This window comes from Pseudoalteromonas sp. PPB1, from assembly GCF_015356275.1.
In the GTDB taxonomy this organism is placed as follows: Bacteria; Pseudomonadota; Gammaproteobacteria; order Enterobacterales; family Alteromonadaceae; genus Pseudoalteromonas; species Pseudoalteromonas rubra_D.
Map to the genome: position 1 here is coordinate 1 of NZ_JACEQV010000040.1, position 14,507 is coordinate 14,507.

The following is a 14,507-nucleotide window of genomic DNA, read 5'->3' on the forward strand; positions in this document are numbered from 1 at the left end:
GTTATAGTCACTCAGTTCAGTTGAGACTCTAAATTTTTGTGCGTCATTCAGTAAAACTGAAATCCGCTGTTAGAACTCAATCTGTACGAGTGCCCACACAGATGATTGCTTCATATTTTTAAAGAACGGTGCGACTTAATGTCGCCGCGCTGTTAGCGCTGAGGGTTGTGCATTCTAATCACTTCCCATCTTATGTCAATACTTAATTTTGAAAAATTTCAGAACCAAGTTTTATTTGACTCCCAACTCGTTGGCTCGTTGCTTTTCAGCGTTGTGCCCCGTGTCGGTGGATGCGCATTATAGGGAAATCGAAACCCAGCGCAAGCGCTTTTTAGCACTTTTTTGGATTAATTTTTTACCCCAAAAAACCGCACAAGCACCGCACAAGTTACCCACAAAAACCTGTGGATAAGACAATAATATTTAGAGTTGAACGCGGTCCTGTGGTAAATTACGCCACCTTATTTACCCGTTCTGCTATATCTATAATAAGGGTCGTAATCCAATGGCTGACTTTTTTAATACAATAAGCGGCTTGCTGTGGGGTCATATACTTATATACCTATTAATTGCAGCAGGTGTTTTCTTTACCCTCCGACTGGGTTTCATTCAGTTCACCCAATTCCCATACATGATTAAAGTGATGGCAAACAGCCGAAGCGGCGCCAAAGACGGCATCTCTTCTTTTCAGGCTTTTTGTACTTCCCTTGCCGCCCGGGTAGGAACCGGTAATATGGCCGGTGTTGCTGTTGCACTCTATTTAGGTGGACCAGGTGCTATTTTTTGGATGTGGCTCATCGCGCTAATCGGCATGGCGACAAGCTTTGCAGAAAGTGCACTGGCTCAGCTATACAAAACCAAAGACGATGAAGGCAACTTCCGTGGTGGTCCTGCTTATTATATGGAATATGGCCTGAACAAACGTTGGATGGGTGTACTCTTCTCTTTATGCCTTATCCTGGCGTTTGGCTTAGTGTTTAATGCCGTACAGGCGAATTCGATTGCCGCAGCATTTGAAGTTGCCTTTGACGTACCTAAATACGTAATGGGCCTTTTGCTAGTTTGTGGTTCGGCATTTATTATCTTTGGTGGCCTTAAAACCATAGCAAGATTTGCCGAGCTAGCCGTGCCCTTTATGGCTATCGCCTATTTATTACTGGCCATCGTTGTATGTGTCATGAACGCCAGCCAATTACCTGACGTCTTTATGCTGATCATCAACAGTGCGCTTGGTTTTGAACAAGCCGCAGGCGGTGCCGTAGGTTATGCTGTGATGCAGGCCATGATCCAGGGGATTAAACGCGGCCTGTTCTCTAACGAAGCCGGTATGGGTAGTGCTGCAAACGCCGCAGCAAGCGCAACGCCAAATCCAAATCACCCAGCTTCACAGGGCTATGTTCAGATGCTTGGCGTATTTGTTGATACCATTGTTATCTGTAGTGCCACAGCGGCACTTATTCTGTTATCAAACCAGCTTGTGCCAGAATCTGGTGTAACGGGTATTCAGTTAACACAGGCTGCACTGGTTGAGCATGTCGGTGACTGGGGCGCGATTTTTGTCGCCATCGCTATCCTGTTCTTTGCCTTCACGTCCATTGTCGCTAACTATAGTTATGCAGAAACCAACTTACTGTTCCTTGAGCACAACCATCCTAAAGGCCTATTTATCTTCCGAGCCTGTGTACTGGCTATGGTGATGTTTGGTGCGGTCGGCGAGCTTGGTTTGATCTGGACACTTGCTGACATCTCGATGGGCCTGATGGCCATCGTCAACGTAGTTGCATTGTTCATGTTATCTGGCATTGTTATCTGGTTAGCTAAAGACTACCGTGCCCAGCTTAAACAAGGCAAAACCCCTGTTTTTGACCCTTCACAAAAACCTGAAGTGTTAAAGACTCTGCCTAAAGGTATCTGGCACAAGTAACCCGTTACCGAGGTAGCAGCCAATGCTACCTCCCCCTCTTTTTCCTTCCTCTGCAAATAAACTGTGCAACAAATCCGCAGCCAAACCAATTAAGTACAAATAACATTCAATTGAAACAATTACTTATTGCCTTTCATCAAAAAATCATTATAGTGAACCCCAAGTCGGCATATAGCGCAGCTTGGTAGCGCACTGTCATGGGGTGTCAGGGGTCGCAGGTTCAAATCCTGCTATGCCGACCATTCTTTCTCACACCACCAGCAATCTGCGCTTTAATCTCCCTTATTGCTCCTAAAACATATTTTTTGTTAATTCGGTTTTCCGCCTTCTTTGGTCGATGTAATGTTCATACCCACAATCACAAACTCTGCTTCAACTGGCGCGACGGCTCTGTGCTCTGCGCCTTTTGGTACGATAAACATATCTTGTGGCTTCAGCTCGATGGTTTTATCTCTGAGTTCAATGTTTAACTGGCCCTGATACAGGATGAACAACTCGTCCTGATCGTCATGTTTGTGCCAGTTTGTTGCGCCCAGTCCTTTGGCAACCTTATATAACTGGCCATTGGCCTCACCAAGCACGCGTTGTGACCAATGCTCTGTTACCGATGCGAGAGCCTCGCTTATATTTATTTTGTTATCCATACTCGTCACCATTTAAAAGGTGAAGGGGGCTAAGCCCCTTCAGGTTTGTGTTATTTGCTTTTAGGCTTATCGTCAAAGGCCGGGAAAGCCGGGAATGAATCAAGTTGTGTTTCGGCCGGGAAAGAAATCACGGTACGGCCATTCACTTTGATTGTTTCATCGGCGCCGTCTCTGGTTAATATGGTGCCCAGCACTAAGCCTTCACCAAACTCTTCACTCGACAGGAAGCTTTGCAACCTGAAGCCGTCTTCATCTGAAACCGCAGGAACGCGCGAGCGATAGTCAATAACCAGTTCTTTTTTCGGTTTTCCCTTTTTGTTCGTTACCAGAATATTGTAACTGCCGAACAGGAACTGATCACCCGGCTTGGCTAAACGACCCGTCATCTCGCCGGCCATGTGGACTCCCTGAGGATCGGTGATCGTAAGGTTAAAACCGCCATCGCGAATGATCCAGCCTTCGCCTTTTGCTTTCATGCCGGTGGCAATTTGCAGTCGATACTCAAAATCCGGATTCAAAGTAAAGCTGTTGAACGTGGCGCGATTATTTGCGACCAGATCATCGGCAACCAGTCCAAACCGTTCAAGGTAAAACGTTTTTGCCAGCTGCGCGACTTCAGCAATTTCAGCATCTGTACGGCCCATGATCTCCTTCTGGAAAAACTCACCATCACAGATCAGGCCATCACAGTTAATAACCCCCGGATGAGGCTCTGGGTTATGCTTATCAATGGTGCCTGTTCCCATCAGAACGAGTACGGATTCAAACCCGTCTGGCGTTGTCACCCCTTTCTTTGCCATCGCAGCCCCACTGGTGAGCAGCAAACCTGTGGCCAGTGCGACGGTCCATTTTTTTATTGAGCTTACGTAATTATGTTTCATGACTTTTCCTTAATAAATTTATGAGTAATTAAAATTCTGTTTATTACGCCACCGCCCTGCCCGGGCCTGACGTAGCAAAGTAATTGACTTGTTTTAAGATGCGATACAGCTCGCCCGGTTTTGGCTCACCCACTTTAATGTGTTTGGGGAACAGTAAAGCGCCCGACTGAGCAGCCTGTACCGCAATCCCTAATTGCGTGTGACCCAGTAATTGCCCGACTTCAACTTCAGTAAAGTTCTGCAGCCCGGCATGTAACTGCACATATTCTTGCGGATACGCCTCAATATGCGACCAGGTCCACATTGGATTTACTTGTTTCGGGGCCTGTGATTTAACTTCTGTCCAATTTTCAACAGCAGCCACTGCGCGTTTAGCAGCCAATATCCCCAGCTTAATGCCTTGTTGGTCGAATCCTTTTTGGCTTAGTTCCAGCGCAATCGACACACACCCGCAATGGGTACCAAATTCATCACACCGCATGCCCCCGAGCGTACTTGCTATTGACTGTTTGTGGGTGATCACCGGTAGCGCGTTGTCTACTGCATGCGCAAACAGTGCAGCGAGTCGATTATATTGATACACAAAAAACGGCGTATTGGTCGGCTCTATTGTCTGGTGAAAATCCAGGATAAACCGGGAGTTTCTGACAATGGGCTCCAGTTGTTTTGCTCTTTGTGACTCAAGGCTATCGTGCGCCTGAGTGTTAAAAGTGCGATTAATATCCTGTTCCAGATAACGTTTACCTGCTTTAGCCGCGGCGACGTTACCCAATAAAAATGTGATCCGTAAATCCGGGGTTAACTGACCATTGTCAATCTCCTGGCATAAGGCATTTAGTACTGCCAGTCCGCCCACTTCATTACCGTGGTTCAGTGCGATAAGGGTCAGGTCGCTGTGGAAACTGCCGTCTTCCGATTCACTTCCTTTCGGCACCAGAGTAAATCCCCATTCATCAATTTGCTCTACTGAAAAATTGCCCAGCGTCTTTGCGCTTCGAAACGCACTGAACCTTGCCAGCGCCTGTTCTACCTGTTTGTCCATGGTTTTCTCCTCATTCCCTGGGCGCGGCAAGCGCAACCTGGCACTCAAACGCACTGCGCGTCATCTCATATAAATGGGCTTCAATCGGTCGGCCGAATATGGGGAGTTCATAAGTGCATTCACCAACCTGTTTAATCTTGAGCGTTTGCTTTAGTTTGTTCGCTGCTCGGTTATTTTTCGGCGTTTTAAAGAGGATCCGCTGTAATGGCAAGTGCTCGAAGTACCACTGCATGGCCTTTACGTAAGACACTTTGCCGATGCCCAGACCACGAAATTCCGAAGTCCAGATACTGGCATGCATTACCCCACTTTCCTGTTCAACTATGTCCGTTAATTCATGTACGCCGATGGCCTGTCCCTGATACTCAATAGTCAACAAACTACATGCCTGGGGCATCTTGTTGAGTACATATTGCAGTTGTTCACGCATTTTGTGCGCAGGTATCAACCGCTGCCGGTCAACCCCCAAATCTTCAAGAAAGGTGTTCTCGGGGTTGTGCCAGTAAGCAATATGCTGGTCTATATCCGACTCCTGAAATGCCCTGACCCGGACACTTTTCCATAAATCTTGCACGACGCGCTCCTTATCCGCTTGGTTCCTTGGCTATTAAGCAATGAACTCATTAATCGTTTCGATAAACTCAGCTGGTGAATTTAAATATGCCAGGTGTGCGCCTGGTAACGTCACCTGACGACACATCTGGGGCACTTCACTGCGTACAACCCAACTGTGTACTTGCGGTGGATCAACCAAGGCATCCTCGTCCCAAGCCACCGTATGGATCGGCACTGCCAGCTTGATGGTGTTATCAATTTCCCACTCCTCTTTGCAGCAAATATCTGCCAGTAAGTACGGAAGTACCAAAGACATAAGCTTTTTATTTTGTGCGTACTGCTCACTGATGTACTGACGCTCGATAAACACCGACAATACGGCATCCATATCCGCAATATTGACACCTTGCAGAATACGGCGTTTTTTTAAAGCGCTGGCTGACAAAATCACCCGTTGCAGTTCAGGTAAAAGTGCGTGCTTAGTGCAAAATGCCGCAGTTTCATAAGCGAGCACGGCACCAAAGCTATGACCATAAAAACTGGTTGGCACCGCCGGCAACTCTGCAACTGCCGCGGCAATCTCACATACCAATACCTGAATGTCGTTTACTGGTGTTTCCTTCACCCGCTCACACCGTCCTGGTAATGCAACGGCAATGATCTCTACGTTTGAGGGCAGAAGGTCTCGCCATTTAACAAAATCAACGTGGCTGGCACCGGCGTGCCCAAAACAAATCACCCTTGCAGACGAAGTGCCCCCAGAGCTAATGTGTTTCAACCACATTACGCAGCCTCCTTAACAAACTGAACCAGATCCTGTATACACTCACGCACATAGAACTCTTGCATTGGTAAAGCAATGTTGAAAGTAGATTCAATCTCACTCACTATCATCACTGCCTGCATGGAACTGATATTTAAATCATTAATCTGCGTATCCAGAGCAAGTGCCGGTACATCCTTTACCAGCGAAGCGACTATGCTTAAAACCTTTTCTTGTGTTTGCATTTCAACTCTCCTTTTCGAGCGAATTAAGCTTCTCACTTGCCTGTGAACACATCAGAGCAATGCTACGAAGTAAGAAGCTTCACGACGCGATACAATGACTTAGCGCTCAAAGCTAAACCCATTCAGGCTCTCATCCAGAACTCGGTTATGGCTATCATTACGCTCACCGGATACTGAAACCACGCCATACCTTTCAAGTGACAGTTCACTGCCGTACTCTGTGACTGAATCAGTGTCAGGGTAAATATCGACCGCAGCAGGCACATAGCGCGCAGCAAAGCCCAGTCGAGTTTGGTCTTTTGTGATATTTGGTAATGATGAGTGCATCAGGGTTGACCAGAAAATCACGAACTGACCGGCTTTCATTTTGATTGGTACGGCCTGAGACTCATCCGGCTTCCAGCTTGGGTCCTTTTGCAGGTTGCGATAGTCATAGCCAAAGAATCCGCGTTTTACACCGTCTTTTTCAAGTGCGTTCACTTCATCAGGTGTATATTCCATGTCTTTTGATTCGTCGTAGTACATTTCTTCATGTGTACCCGGAATGAAGCACAAGCAGCCTACTTCTTCAGACACATCTGTCAGTGCAGTCCATACGGTGATTGCACCACCAAAGTCGCTTTCACCTGGCCATCTGATTTGAGGCGCGCCAGATGCGTGAGAAAAGGTATCTGCCTGGTGCCAATCTGTGCCTTCATCACCCGGATATTTAGGGAACATCTCTGAACGCCAGCAGATTAAATCCGGGCCCAGAATTGAATTTACCTTGTTAACTATAATTGGATTCATAACGTGTTCGCTGAGCGCGTCAATATCCAGGTGACGGTCATAGCCAGATACTACGCTGGTGTGATCCAGGTCATAGGCGGCATTTTTACGGTCAAACATTTTGGCACGGATATTCTTGTACTTCTCAAGAATTTCGTCTCGCTCATATAGGTCAAATGGACCGATATAACCGTTTGTACGCATTTGTTGGACTTCTTCTTCAGTTAGATAAAAGCTCATTGTATTTTCCTTAATAAAAATTTGATTAAATTGGTTTATTTAAATAAGTTTGGTTTTAGTTGATGTTAATTAAATCAGTTTGTTTGCGCTGCATACTGGTAAAGGTTGACCCAGTCACCTAAAGTCGAATTAGCCATTAACTCGGATGTTTCGACCGTGCAGTTCAGCGCTTGCTCAACTTCCATCTGAAAGTTAACCACTGCCAGAGAGCTTATCCCAACTGAGAAAAAGTCTGTCTTTTCGTCAATCTCGATACCACTAAATGTGGTCTGTGCTTTTTCCAGCACAATGTCTTTAACTAGATTACTGTTTTGCATATTACACCTCGATAAGTTGATTTTTGGCGATTTTGCCATTTTTGTTTAAGCTAAACTTTTCTTTTACTTCAATAATATCTGGCACCATATAAGGTGAAATCATAGTTGCCAGTTCTTGTTTTATTAATTTCGATGACACAGGCTTTTTAGTCGTTACCTTTGCACTCAAAGCATTATTTCCTGCATGATCTTTAATTAAGTGAACAAACGCATTTTCTATATAGTCGAGCTGATACAGTTTCTCTGTAACAAACTCCATAGATACCCGGTATCCACGTACTTTAACCAGATTATCTTCTCTCCCCAGGAAATGAATTCTTCCGTTTAAGCGTTTCACTTTATCGCCAGTGCGATAAATCAGCCCTGAGGAGATTTTTTCGTTATAGAAAAATGCATTGTCTTTATCTCTGTCACCAACATACCCCAGTGCAACACCGTCACCGTAGGCATACAAAATCCCTGACTCACCATCACTCACATGCTCCAGCTCGTCGTCCAAAATTGCGATATGAGTGCCTCTAATTGGATAACCTATCGGGACATTGTCTTGTGGTAAGGTCACGTCATCCATGACATAACAACATGTAAACGTTGTATTCTCTGTCGGGCCGTAGCCATTGATTACAGTCAGATCCGGACAAGTATTCAGCACGGAGCGGATCACTGCGCTACTGAGTACATCTCCACCGGCAAGGATGGCCCGCAATGGCCGAAACACCTCAGGGCGGTTCGCACCCAACATGTGAAATAACCCAGATGTAAGCCAAGCAATAGTCGCCTTCTTAACTGCGACGTTACGCATAAACCTGGTAGGACTAAACTCAGCACCATCAATAATGAGTCTTGCGCCATTTAATAACGCGCCCCATATCTCAAAGGTCGCAGCGTCAAACGAAATATCAGCCGTCATGTAAATCGCATCCTCTGGCGTGATTTGGATATAATCACTGTCTACGACCAGACGCTGGATGGCTCTGTCAGGTACTCTGACGCCTTTGGGTCTGCCTGTTGAACCCGATGTATACATAATGTAGGCACACGCTTCACGACTGCGGGTAACCCCGGGTGCAGATTGCGTGGGTTGCTGAGCCAGCATGTCCACAATATCAAGCACCTCAATGCCCATTCCTGGAAGTGATGTAACATCTGTACAAATCACAAAACGTGCCTGAGTTTCTTGCAACATAAAACTGAGGTCCGACTCATTAAGCTTGTTCGACACCGGCAGATAAGTCGCACCGACTCGCAACAATGCCAATACAGCCGTGATAAACTCAATGGAGCGTTCAAGTTTTATCAATACGACATCCTGCTGCGTAATTCCCTGCTCTGATAAAACCGCAGCGAGCTGCTCCACCGATTGATATAAAGTGCGATAACTAAGCTGTTGTGTGTCGCTGTCCAGCGCAATGCGGTCTGGATGTTGTGCGACGCTTAACTCAAACTGCGCGTAAACATTCTCTGCTGCTGATTTCATGAGAAATATCCTTTTTTAATTTCTGTAAAATGCCTGTTTCAGGGCGACAAAACGCGTAGTGGTCACCAAACTTCCCTTTGACCAGCGTGCTGTTTTTCAGCGCATTGCTTATTACCACTGACGTGTCCGTGCCGACGTGCTTGTCTTCATCGGAGCAATACACATAAACGTGTTTCTCAAGCTGCTTCGCATCATCCAGATAATCGTGACTCACAAAGTCCAGATAATTCAAAGCATAACGATGCAAATACAATTCATTGAAGTAAGGTTTATTGAAAAATCTCGCTTCATCCGCAACCTGACTGGCAAAACCCGCATCCGACATTTTGTCGCTTAACATAGTGCTAAACGCTCGGCTTTTGGCAGCCATTCTCAACAAAGTATCCACTTCAAAGTAATGCGCTGGCACCTCGTACTCTTTACTTCTTTCAGCCAAAGCGTATTCGCCAAAAACCAAAAACAGGGCCTGATAATTGTCACTTCGCGCTGCAAAGTGCAGTGCCACGGCAGCGCCGGAGCAGTAACCCACAATCACAGGTTCGTGCAACGCGTATTCTTCAATCAGTTGCTCTAAGTCCGCAGCATGTGACGCCATGGTCAGTGCCTGAACTTGCAATTCATCGTTGTCGTCCAAAATATGACGGCTTTGCCACGTATACAGGTTGCATGTCTGATCCAGGCTCGCAATGAAGCTGTTAGCCGCCTCCAGTTCAGTGCCAAAGGGCAAAACCAGAATCACATCAGGCCTGTTTTCGACCCGCTCGGTGTGCATACTGAGTATTGGCACGCCCCCATTTATGAATTTTTTCATTAATGTTTTCATAATTTACTCAGTCGAATATGCGCCAGCCGTCTTGCTTGATAAAGAACGAGCCGATAGTTTTACGTAACGTGTCACACGTCTGAATACCATGCATTTTGCGACAATTAAAAATACACAGTTCACCTACTTCCGGGTTAATCTCCATACTTTCGAACTGCGCCAGGAATTCCATCCCCTGTGCTTCATCCTTGCCATACAGCGCAATAAACTCATCCAACTCACTGCGGCTACTTGGCAAATAATCCCACATTACAAAACCAGCTTCGTTTGCTGCATTTTGTACCGTGATAAAGGCAGCTGTTTGCGGGTAACTGGTTTTAATTGGCCAGCTATCATTTGCCCGTGCATAAGAAATAGAGTCCGCATGGGGTGCAAAGCTAAAGTTCTTTTCAGTTGAAGGTGGATACTCACGTTGCGATGCAATCAGCATTTCACGCCCGGGTTCCACTTCCAGTGTTTTTGCGCTCAAACCCTGTTCAAAAAACTCAAAGTAAGGCGTTTGCTTAAGCGCTGCGTTAACCACATTTGCCGAGTTAAAATAAAGCTCAGACGTCGCCTGATATTCCTCATTGGTAGCCCGTTGCAACTTGCCCAGTGTCATACCGCTTGTCATGATACCGGTGTGATAGCGGTGGCCATTCATTGCCAGATCGGCATGCTTTCCCCACCATAATTCAACACCTTGCTGCGACTCTACCTGTAATAAAATGACAGCGTATTCACCGCCATGTACAAGATTAAACGCGTGCTCAAGTGATAAAGAGTCCGTTTTCGCAGTGCCGTCAAAATCGTAAATTCTTGCCTTAAATTCTTTCATGCTTCCCTCACCCCTAGTGACTATGTGTTTTTCCACTACTTGCTCTCTCACCTGCAAGCGTTTTTTATTCCAAAACTTAACCAGATGTGTGTTGCTCTGGATTGGTATTTAAGTTGCCATAAAGTATCTTAAACCGTCAAGTCTTTACGTAAATTATTTTTATGTAAAGTTACTTTGATTTAAGTTAACTCAGAGAGAAAGTTAAAATGAAAGCAACAATGCACTCATTGAGTTAGCCAATGTCATAGCAAACTTAAAATTTAAATGATTGATTAGTAATAATTAATTAAATTAAAGTAAGAACTAAGGCAGCAGTATTGATGCAGTTTTCTACGTAATGTAGCCAGGGAGTTTTTTTATGATTTCTTGGGTGGGTATGTGTATCAGGATGGAATTCCGCGGTATTTATCAACTACTCGGCTGCTGCTTCTGCGACTGAGTGTAGACAACAATGATAAAGTAACTTCGCAAAATTGGCGTTCAAAGCCTGTATGCTGGCCTTGTTTGATCCGTAAATGATTGGAATTCTGTCATGCAGGCAACATTTCTCAAACGACAGAGCTTTCTCTATCGGCTCGACTCCGAATATCGACACGTATCCACACTTTGGCCTGAGCAAGCGAGCACTCTCCGCCAAAATTTATAGAGGCAATAGTAACCATCCTGATCTGTATTGCTTTTCAAATAAAACGAGATCTCACCCGTGAGATCTCCTACATAACTGTTAAATGCTCGCTTGCATGCCTGCTATTTATGAATCTTTATCAATTCAATCACTCATGTTCGGCTAACCCTGCTGGGCCTATATCTTTTGAGGCACGCGAGTCAGGCTTAGTCAATCACCTCGGTTTCTGCTACATTGTTATTACTCAAAACAATCTTATCGATTGAGCAAACCCGGTCCTGAGACAACGCAAATTTAATACACTCAAACACGTTTCGGGCACTCAGGTATCTCAATTGCGTATGTGATCTGCGCTCATTCCATTGAACGTCATCTAACGGCGATGGATTATCAAAGTTAGGCGGATACACCGAAATTACGCGCACCCCTTGCCCTTTCATACGTTGGCGAAGCCTGTCCGCAAAAGTGGATTGAGCTGACTTAGCCGCACCAAATGCTTCGTTGGCGGTCGAGTGTATATTGTTGTTTAAGCTGGCTGTACTATTAACAAAAATGATGTCGGGTGATTTCGAGTTTTTGAGCAATGGCAGGAAATGTTTAGTCATCAGGATACTGCCTGTAGCGGTTGAATTTATCGTTTCAACTATGTCTTCGTCATCAACATCGGTAAGGTGGCCCTCGAGCCAGTAAGATGCATTGTTAATGAGAATGTCAATGTCATCTGATATTTCCCGAACGTCATGTGCAAACTTTTCGATCTCGGCAGGATTGCTAACATTCACCTGAAATGTCGATATTTTTGCACCGGGGACCACTTCCCTGACCAGCTTAGCTGTCGCGTTCACTTTCTCGAGCGTCCTGGCAGACAAAAAAAGTTCAGCCCCCATCTGCGCAAACAGTATAGACAGAGTTTGTCCAAAGTCCGGGCTTGCACCCGTAATCACAACCTTTTTATTCTCAAAATTCATTCGTTCTTTCCTGGTTAAATGAAATAAAGCAAGCCTCACCCCAGCGCGGAGCAAGGCATATTCGGTTCTTGTTATCATTCCATACAAGTGGCAAACACCTGATTTGTATCATAAAAGATATCCGCATAAAACCGCTCAGCGTTAAACCGATACACTTAAGTAATATATTAATAAAATACGGGGTTTCCTGGGTTCCTGGCGAATTAAGTACATCAGATACACTTTTGATCGTCATGCAAAGACCAACAATAAAATACTGTTCAGGGTCTTTCTGAATCTATTCGGCTAAACATGACGGGCTGCAAAGGAACATTGACTACCAACCTACACAAATAACAGGGCCAGAATCATTACTCACACCTTTGTAGTAACAATAAAACGGCCAGCTCTGATTAACACATCTGACTTGTACCTTTTTTAGATCTTTCACAAACTTGGTTCAGGTGCTTAAAAACGTTGATTGAATTCCTGTGTTTGTCAATGAGGATGCCATCCAGGCTGGTATGACTTTACGCTGTATTTTTGTTGACAATAAGAGACTTTGAAATTAAGTACTCATAAATCACTTTAAAGTATCTGAATACCATGTTACTTTTTCATGGATTATTCGTAATACTTTTTTCACAATGCGTATTTCGTACTGCAGGTATTCTGTGTATTTTACAGTGTCGTTACCCTGTGTTTCCTAACAAATAGACAGAGGCATGGACTATGAGAACAAACGATGAACTGGTTAAGTTAGCCTTTAAAAGCGGATATTTACAAGGCGCATCTAACACCCGGCAAGGTATTCACATCAAGCTGGAAGAAGTACAAAATCAATTTCTTAAAAAACTCAAGGAGGAGCATACAGCCACAAAAAGCGCTTAATTTAATACAGCAACAACGGGCAAAGCCAGTCGCCTGATCCTGAGCTTTTAAGAATGTAACACTGTGCGCTTTTCAGTACCAGATATATAAAACAGCTCAATGGCACCTTTAAGTGCTAACAGCACCAAAGTTTAACAATACAGCGTCGGGCTTTTCTCGTTATATTTGCTATTGCCAAAACAATATTTTATGACCATCTAAGCGCTTTTTCACCCGATACCCAGATTCTATCTCAGCTTAGGTGGTTACTTTTTGCGCTAGATCAATAAATGTGCACTTACTGCATCGGCACATTAAAAATTATGACTGCATCAGGCGGGACTTAAGTCCGCGCCCACCATCTCAATGACGTGACTCATCACTGTGTATTTCTGTCACGAAACGCGGCTATGTCCAATCATCTATTGATACGCTGGATGCATGCTGCTTGCTAACATATGGTCTGTATAAAAACGAAGGCGAGTTTGCTCATTGCCAGAGAACAGTGTGGGCTAACATGTTGTAAAATCTCTTATTTACCAAAGTTAAAGTGGATTATGTACCAATCTCGCCTTGCCTGTCGTTGACACTGCAAGCACCACTAGTGCTTTTTCTAATCCAACTCAGCCGAACATACGCCAGCCATCTTCTTTAATGAAGAATGAGCCTATGGTTTTTCTCAATGTGTTACATGTTTTAATACCGTGCATTTTTCGGCAGTTAAAAACACAGAGGTCGCCCTCACTGGGATTGATTTCTATGCTGCTGTATTGACCCAAAAAAGCCAAAGCCCTGTCTTTGTCTTTGTCGTACAGCGCTGAAAACTCATCCACTTCACCGAGACTTGCCGGCAAATAATCCCACATCGTAAACCCTGCGCAATTCGTTGCATTTTGTACGGTAAGAAAAGCCGCCGTTTGCGGGTAACTTTCTTTTACAGGCCAGAACTTACTGGCACGAGCATAGGAAATAGAATTCGCATACGGTGCAGAACTGAAATGTTTTTCAGTCGACGGTGGATACTCATATCGAGAGGCTATAAGCATTTCCAGATCCTGCTCTACCTCTAGTGCTCTGGCATTTAACTCTCGTTCAAAAAATGTAAAGTAAGGAGTTTGCCTGAGTGTGGGGTTGACAGCTTTAGCAGAATCAAAATACAACTGCGACCTTGCCTCATATTCGTCATCTGACGCCTTTTGTAATTTGCCAAGCCTCATCCCTATAGTATTAACGTCAGCTGGATACGTGTTGTCTCCTATATCTTGTGCAGCGTGCTTTTCCCACCAAAAATCAACACTGTCCTGTGCTTCAACGCGTAGTAATACTACGTCAAACTCACCATCATGAACGTCATTAAAAGCATCCTCTAAAGTTAAAATGTCAACTCTTTCCGCCCCTGCAATATCAAACATTCTTGCTAAATATTTTCTCTTCATTCCCTCAACCCCTTTTTAATCAAACGGCTATCATTTTTACATACTGGGCGTCTAGCAAGCTTAGAGTATACGTTTGCCTATACATCCAGCAGTCCCTTTTGACGGCGCATATCTCCAGATCTCACGGGTGAGA

15 protein-coding genes and 1 tRNA gene are annotated in these 14,507 nt (G+C 44.8%); 3 read left to right on the forward strand and 13 right to left on the reverse strand.

The features are described 5' to 3' along the window. The first annotated feature begins 505 nt into the window (after positions 1-505). Together IY568_RS23265 and IY568_RS23270 are read left to right on the forward strand one after the other, a co-directional pair. Positions 506-1,924, forward strand: a complete 1,419-nt coding sequence (locus tag IY568_RS23265; protein WP_010385312.1) for an alanine/glycine:cation symporter family protein — start codon at positions 506-508, stop codon at positions 1,922-1,924. Positions 1,925-2,089: 165 nt separating this feature from the next. Next, a tRNA-Pro gene (locus tag IY568_RS23270) sits at positions 2,090-2,166 on the forward strand. 66 nt (positions 2,167-2,232) lie between these two features. Here the strand turns inward: IY568_RS23270 and IY568_RS23275 are convergent. From IY568_RS23275 to IY568_RS23330, 12 genes are all read right to left on the reverse strand, one after another. Next, positions 2,233-2,568 carry a cupin domain-containing protein gene (locus IY568_RS23275; RefSeq protein WP_010385318.1) on the reverse strand — a complete coding sequence of 112 codons (336 nt, stop codon included), beginning with the start codon at positions 2,566-2,568 and terminating at the stop codon, positions 2,233-2,235. A gap of 50 nt (positions 2,569-2,618) precedes the next feature. Then, positions 2,619-3,449 (reverse strand): hypothetical protein, encoded by an 831-nt coding sequence (locus IY568_RS23280; RefSeq protein WP_194868834.1) that lies wholly within the window; start codon positions 3,447-3,449, stop codon positions 2,619-2,621. Between the two features lie 43 nt (positions 3,450-3,492). Next, positions 3,493-4,491 (reverse strand): succinylglutamate desuccinylase/aspartoacylase domain-containing protein, encoded by a 999-nt coding sequence (locus tag IY568_RS23285; RefSeq protein WP_194868835.1) that lies wholly within the window; start codon positions 4,489-4,491, stop codon positions 3,493-3,495. 10 nt (positions 4,492-4,501) lie between these two features. Further along, a complete protein-coding gene (locus IY568_RS23290; RefSeq protein WP_194868836.1) occupies positions 4,502-5,065 on the reverse strand; it encodes a GNAT family N-acetyltransferase in 564 nt (187 codons plus the stop codon). 33 nt (positions 5,066-5,098) lie between these two features. After that, a complete protein-coding gene (locus IY568_RS23295; RefSeq protein ID WP_194868837.1) occupies positions 5,099-5,830 on the reverse strand; it encodes a thioesterase II family protein in 732 nt (243 codons plus the stop codon). After that, positions 5,830-6,054 carry an acyl carrier protein gene (locus tag IY568_RS23300; protein ID WP_194868838.1) on the reverse strand — a complete coding sequence of 75 codons (225 nt, stop codon included), beginning with the start codon at positions 6,052-6,054 and terminating at the stop codon, positions 5,830-5,832. Before IY568_RS23300 ends, IY568_RS23295 begins: the two co-directional genes overlap by 1 nt. 99 nt (positions 6,055-6,153) lie before the next feature. Beyond that, the gene (locus IY568_RS23305) at positions 6,154-7,062 is read right to left on the reverse strand and encodes a chlorinating enzyme (RefSeq protein WP_194868839.1); all 909 of its coding nucleotides are present in this window, start codon (positions 7,060-7,062) and stop codon (positions 6,154-6,156) included. A 74-nt stretch (positions 7,063-7,136) separates the two neighbouring features. Further along, positions 7,137-7,379 (reverse strand): acyl carrier protein, encoded by a 243-nt coding sequence (locus tag IY568_RS23310; protein WP_194868840.1) that lies wholly within the window; start codon positions 7,377-7,379, stop codon positions 7,137-7,139. 1 nt (position 7,380) lies between these two features. Continuing rightward, positions 7,381-8,856 (reverse strand): AMP-binding protein, encoded by a 1,476-nt coding sequence (locus IY568_RS23315; RefSeq protein ID WP_194868841.1) that lies wholly within the window; start codon positions 8,854-8,856, stop codon positions 7,381-7,383. Next, positions 8,819-9,667: an alpha/beta hydrolase gene (locus IY568_RS23320; RefSeq protein WP_194868842.1), complete on the reverse strand. Its 849-nt coding sequence runs from the start codon at positions 9,665-9,667 to the stop codon at positions 8,819-8,821. The genes IY568_RS23315 and IY568_RS23320 overlap by 38 nt, the downstream gene beginning before the upstream one ends. 19 nt (positions 9,668-9,686) lie before the next feature. Next, positions 9,687-10,496, reverse strand: coding sequence for a hypothetical protein (locus IY568_RS23325; RefSeq protein ID WP_194868843.1), 810 nt, complete (start codon positions 10,494-10,496; stop codon positions 9,687-9,689). 831 nt (positions 10,497-11,327) lie between these two features. Then, positions 11,328-12,089 (reverse strand): SDR family NAD(P)-dependent oxidoreductase, encoded by a 762-nt coding sequence (locus tag IY568_RS23330; protein WP_194868844.1) that lies wholly within the window; start codon positions 12,087-12,089, stop codon positions 11,328-11,330. Between the two features lie 711 nt (positions 12,090-12,800). On the opposite strand from IY568_RS23330, the gene IY568_RS23335 reads away from it, so the two are divergent. Further along, positions 12,801-12,959 carry a hypothetical protein gene (locus tag IY568_RS23335; protein ID WP_164517566.1) on the forward strand — a complete coding sequence of 53 codons (159 nt, stop codon included), beginning with the start codon at positions 12,801-12,803 and terminating at the stop codon, positions 12,957-12,959. 602 nt (positions 12,960-13,561) lie between these two features. Here IY568_RS23335 and IY568_RS23340 read toward each other — a convergent pair. Beyond that, on the reverse strand, positions 13,562-14,374 hold the full coding sequence (locus tag IY568_RS23340) for a hypothetical protein (protein ID WP_194868845.1): 813 nt from the start codon (positions 14,372-14,374) through the stop codon (positions 13,562-13,564). Positions 14,375-14,507 lie beyond the last annotated feature (133 nt).

Excerpts from the sequence above, each read along its gene's own strand:
- IY568_RS23265 (WP_010385312.1), top strand. The coding sequence starts at position 506 with ATGGCTGACTTTTTTAATACAATAAGCGGCTTGCTGTGGGGTCATATA.
- IY568_RS23275 (WP_010385318.1), bottom strand. The coding sequence starts at position 2,568 with ATGGATAACAAAATAAATATAAGCGAGGCTCTCGCATCGGTAACAGAG.
- IY568_RS23280 (WP_194868834.1), bottom strand. The coding sequence starts at position 3,449 with ATGAAACATAATTACGTAAGCTCAATAAAAAAATGGACCGTCGCACTG.
- IY568_RS23285 (WP_194868835.1), bottom strand. The coding sequence starts at position 4,491 with ATGGACAAACAGGTAGAACAGGCGCTGGCAAGGTTCAGTGCGTTTCGA.
- IY568_RS23295 (WP_194868837.1), bottom strand. The coding sequence starts at position 5,830 with ATGTGGTTGAAACACATTAGCTCTGGGGGCACTTCGTCTGCAAGGGTG.
- IY568_RS23300 (WP_194868838.1), bottom strand. The coding sequence starts at position 6,054 with ATGCAAACACAAGAAAAGGTTTTAAGCATAGTCGCTTCGCTGGTAAAG.
- IY568_RS23305 (WP_194868839.1), bottom strand. The coding sequence starts at position 7,062 with ATGAGCTTTTATCTAACTGAAGAAGAAGTCCAACAAATGCGTACAAAC.
- IY568_RS23310 (WP_194868840.1), bottom strand. The coding sequence starts at position 7,379 with ATGCAAAACAGTAATCTAGTTAAAGACATTGTGCTGGAAAAAGCACAG.
- IY568_RS23315 (WP_194868841.1), bottom strand. The coding sequence starts at position 8,856 with ATGAAATCAGCAGCAGAGAATGTTTACGCGCAGTTTGAGTTAAGCGTC.
- IY568_RS23320 (WP_194868842.1), bottom strand. The coding sequence starts at position 9,667 with ATGAAAAAATTCATAAATGGGGGCGTGCCAATACTCAGTATGCACACC.
- IY568_RS23325 (WP_194868843.1), bottom strand. The coding sequence starts at position 10,496 with ATGAAAGAATTTAAGGCAAGAATTTACGATTTTGACGGCACTGCGAAA.
- IY568_RS23330 (WP_194868844.1), bottom strand. The coding sequence starts at position 12,089 with ATGAATTTTGAGAATAAAAAGGTTGTGATTACGGGTGCAAGCCCGGAC.
- IY568_RS23335 (WP_164517566.1), top strand. The coding sequence starts at position 12,801 with ATGAGAACAAACGATGAACTGGTTAAGTTAGCCTTTAAAAGCGGATAT.
- IY568_RS23340 (WP_194868845.1), bottom strand. The coding sequence starts at position 14,374 with ATGAAGAGAAAATATTTAGCAAGAATGTTTGATATTGCAGGGGCGGAA.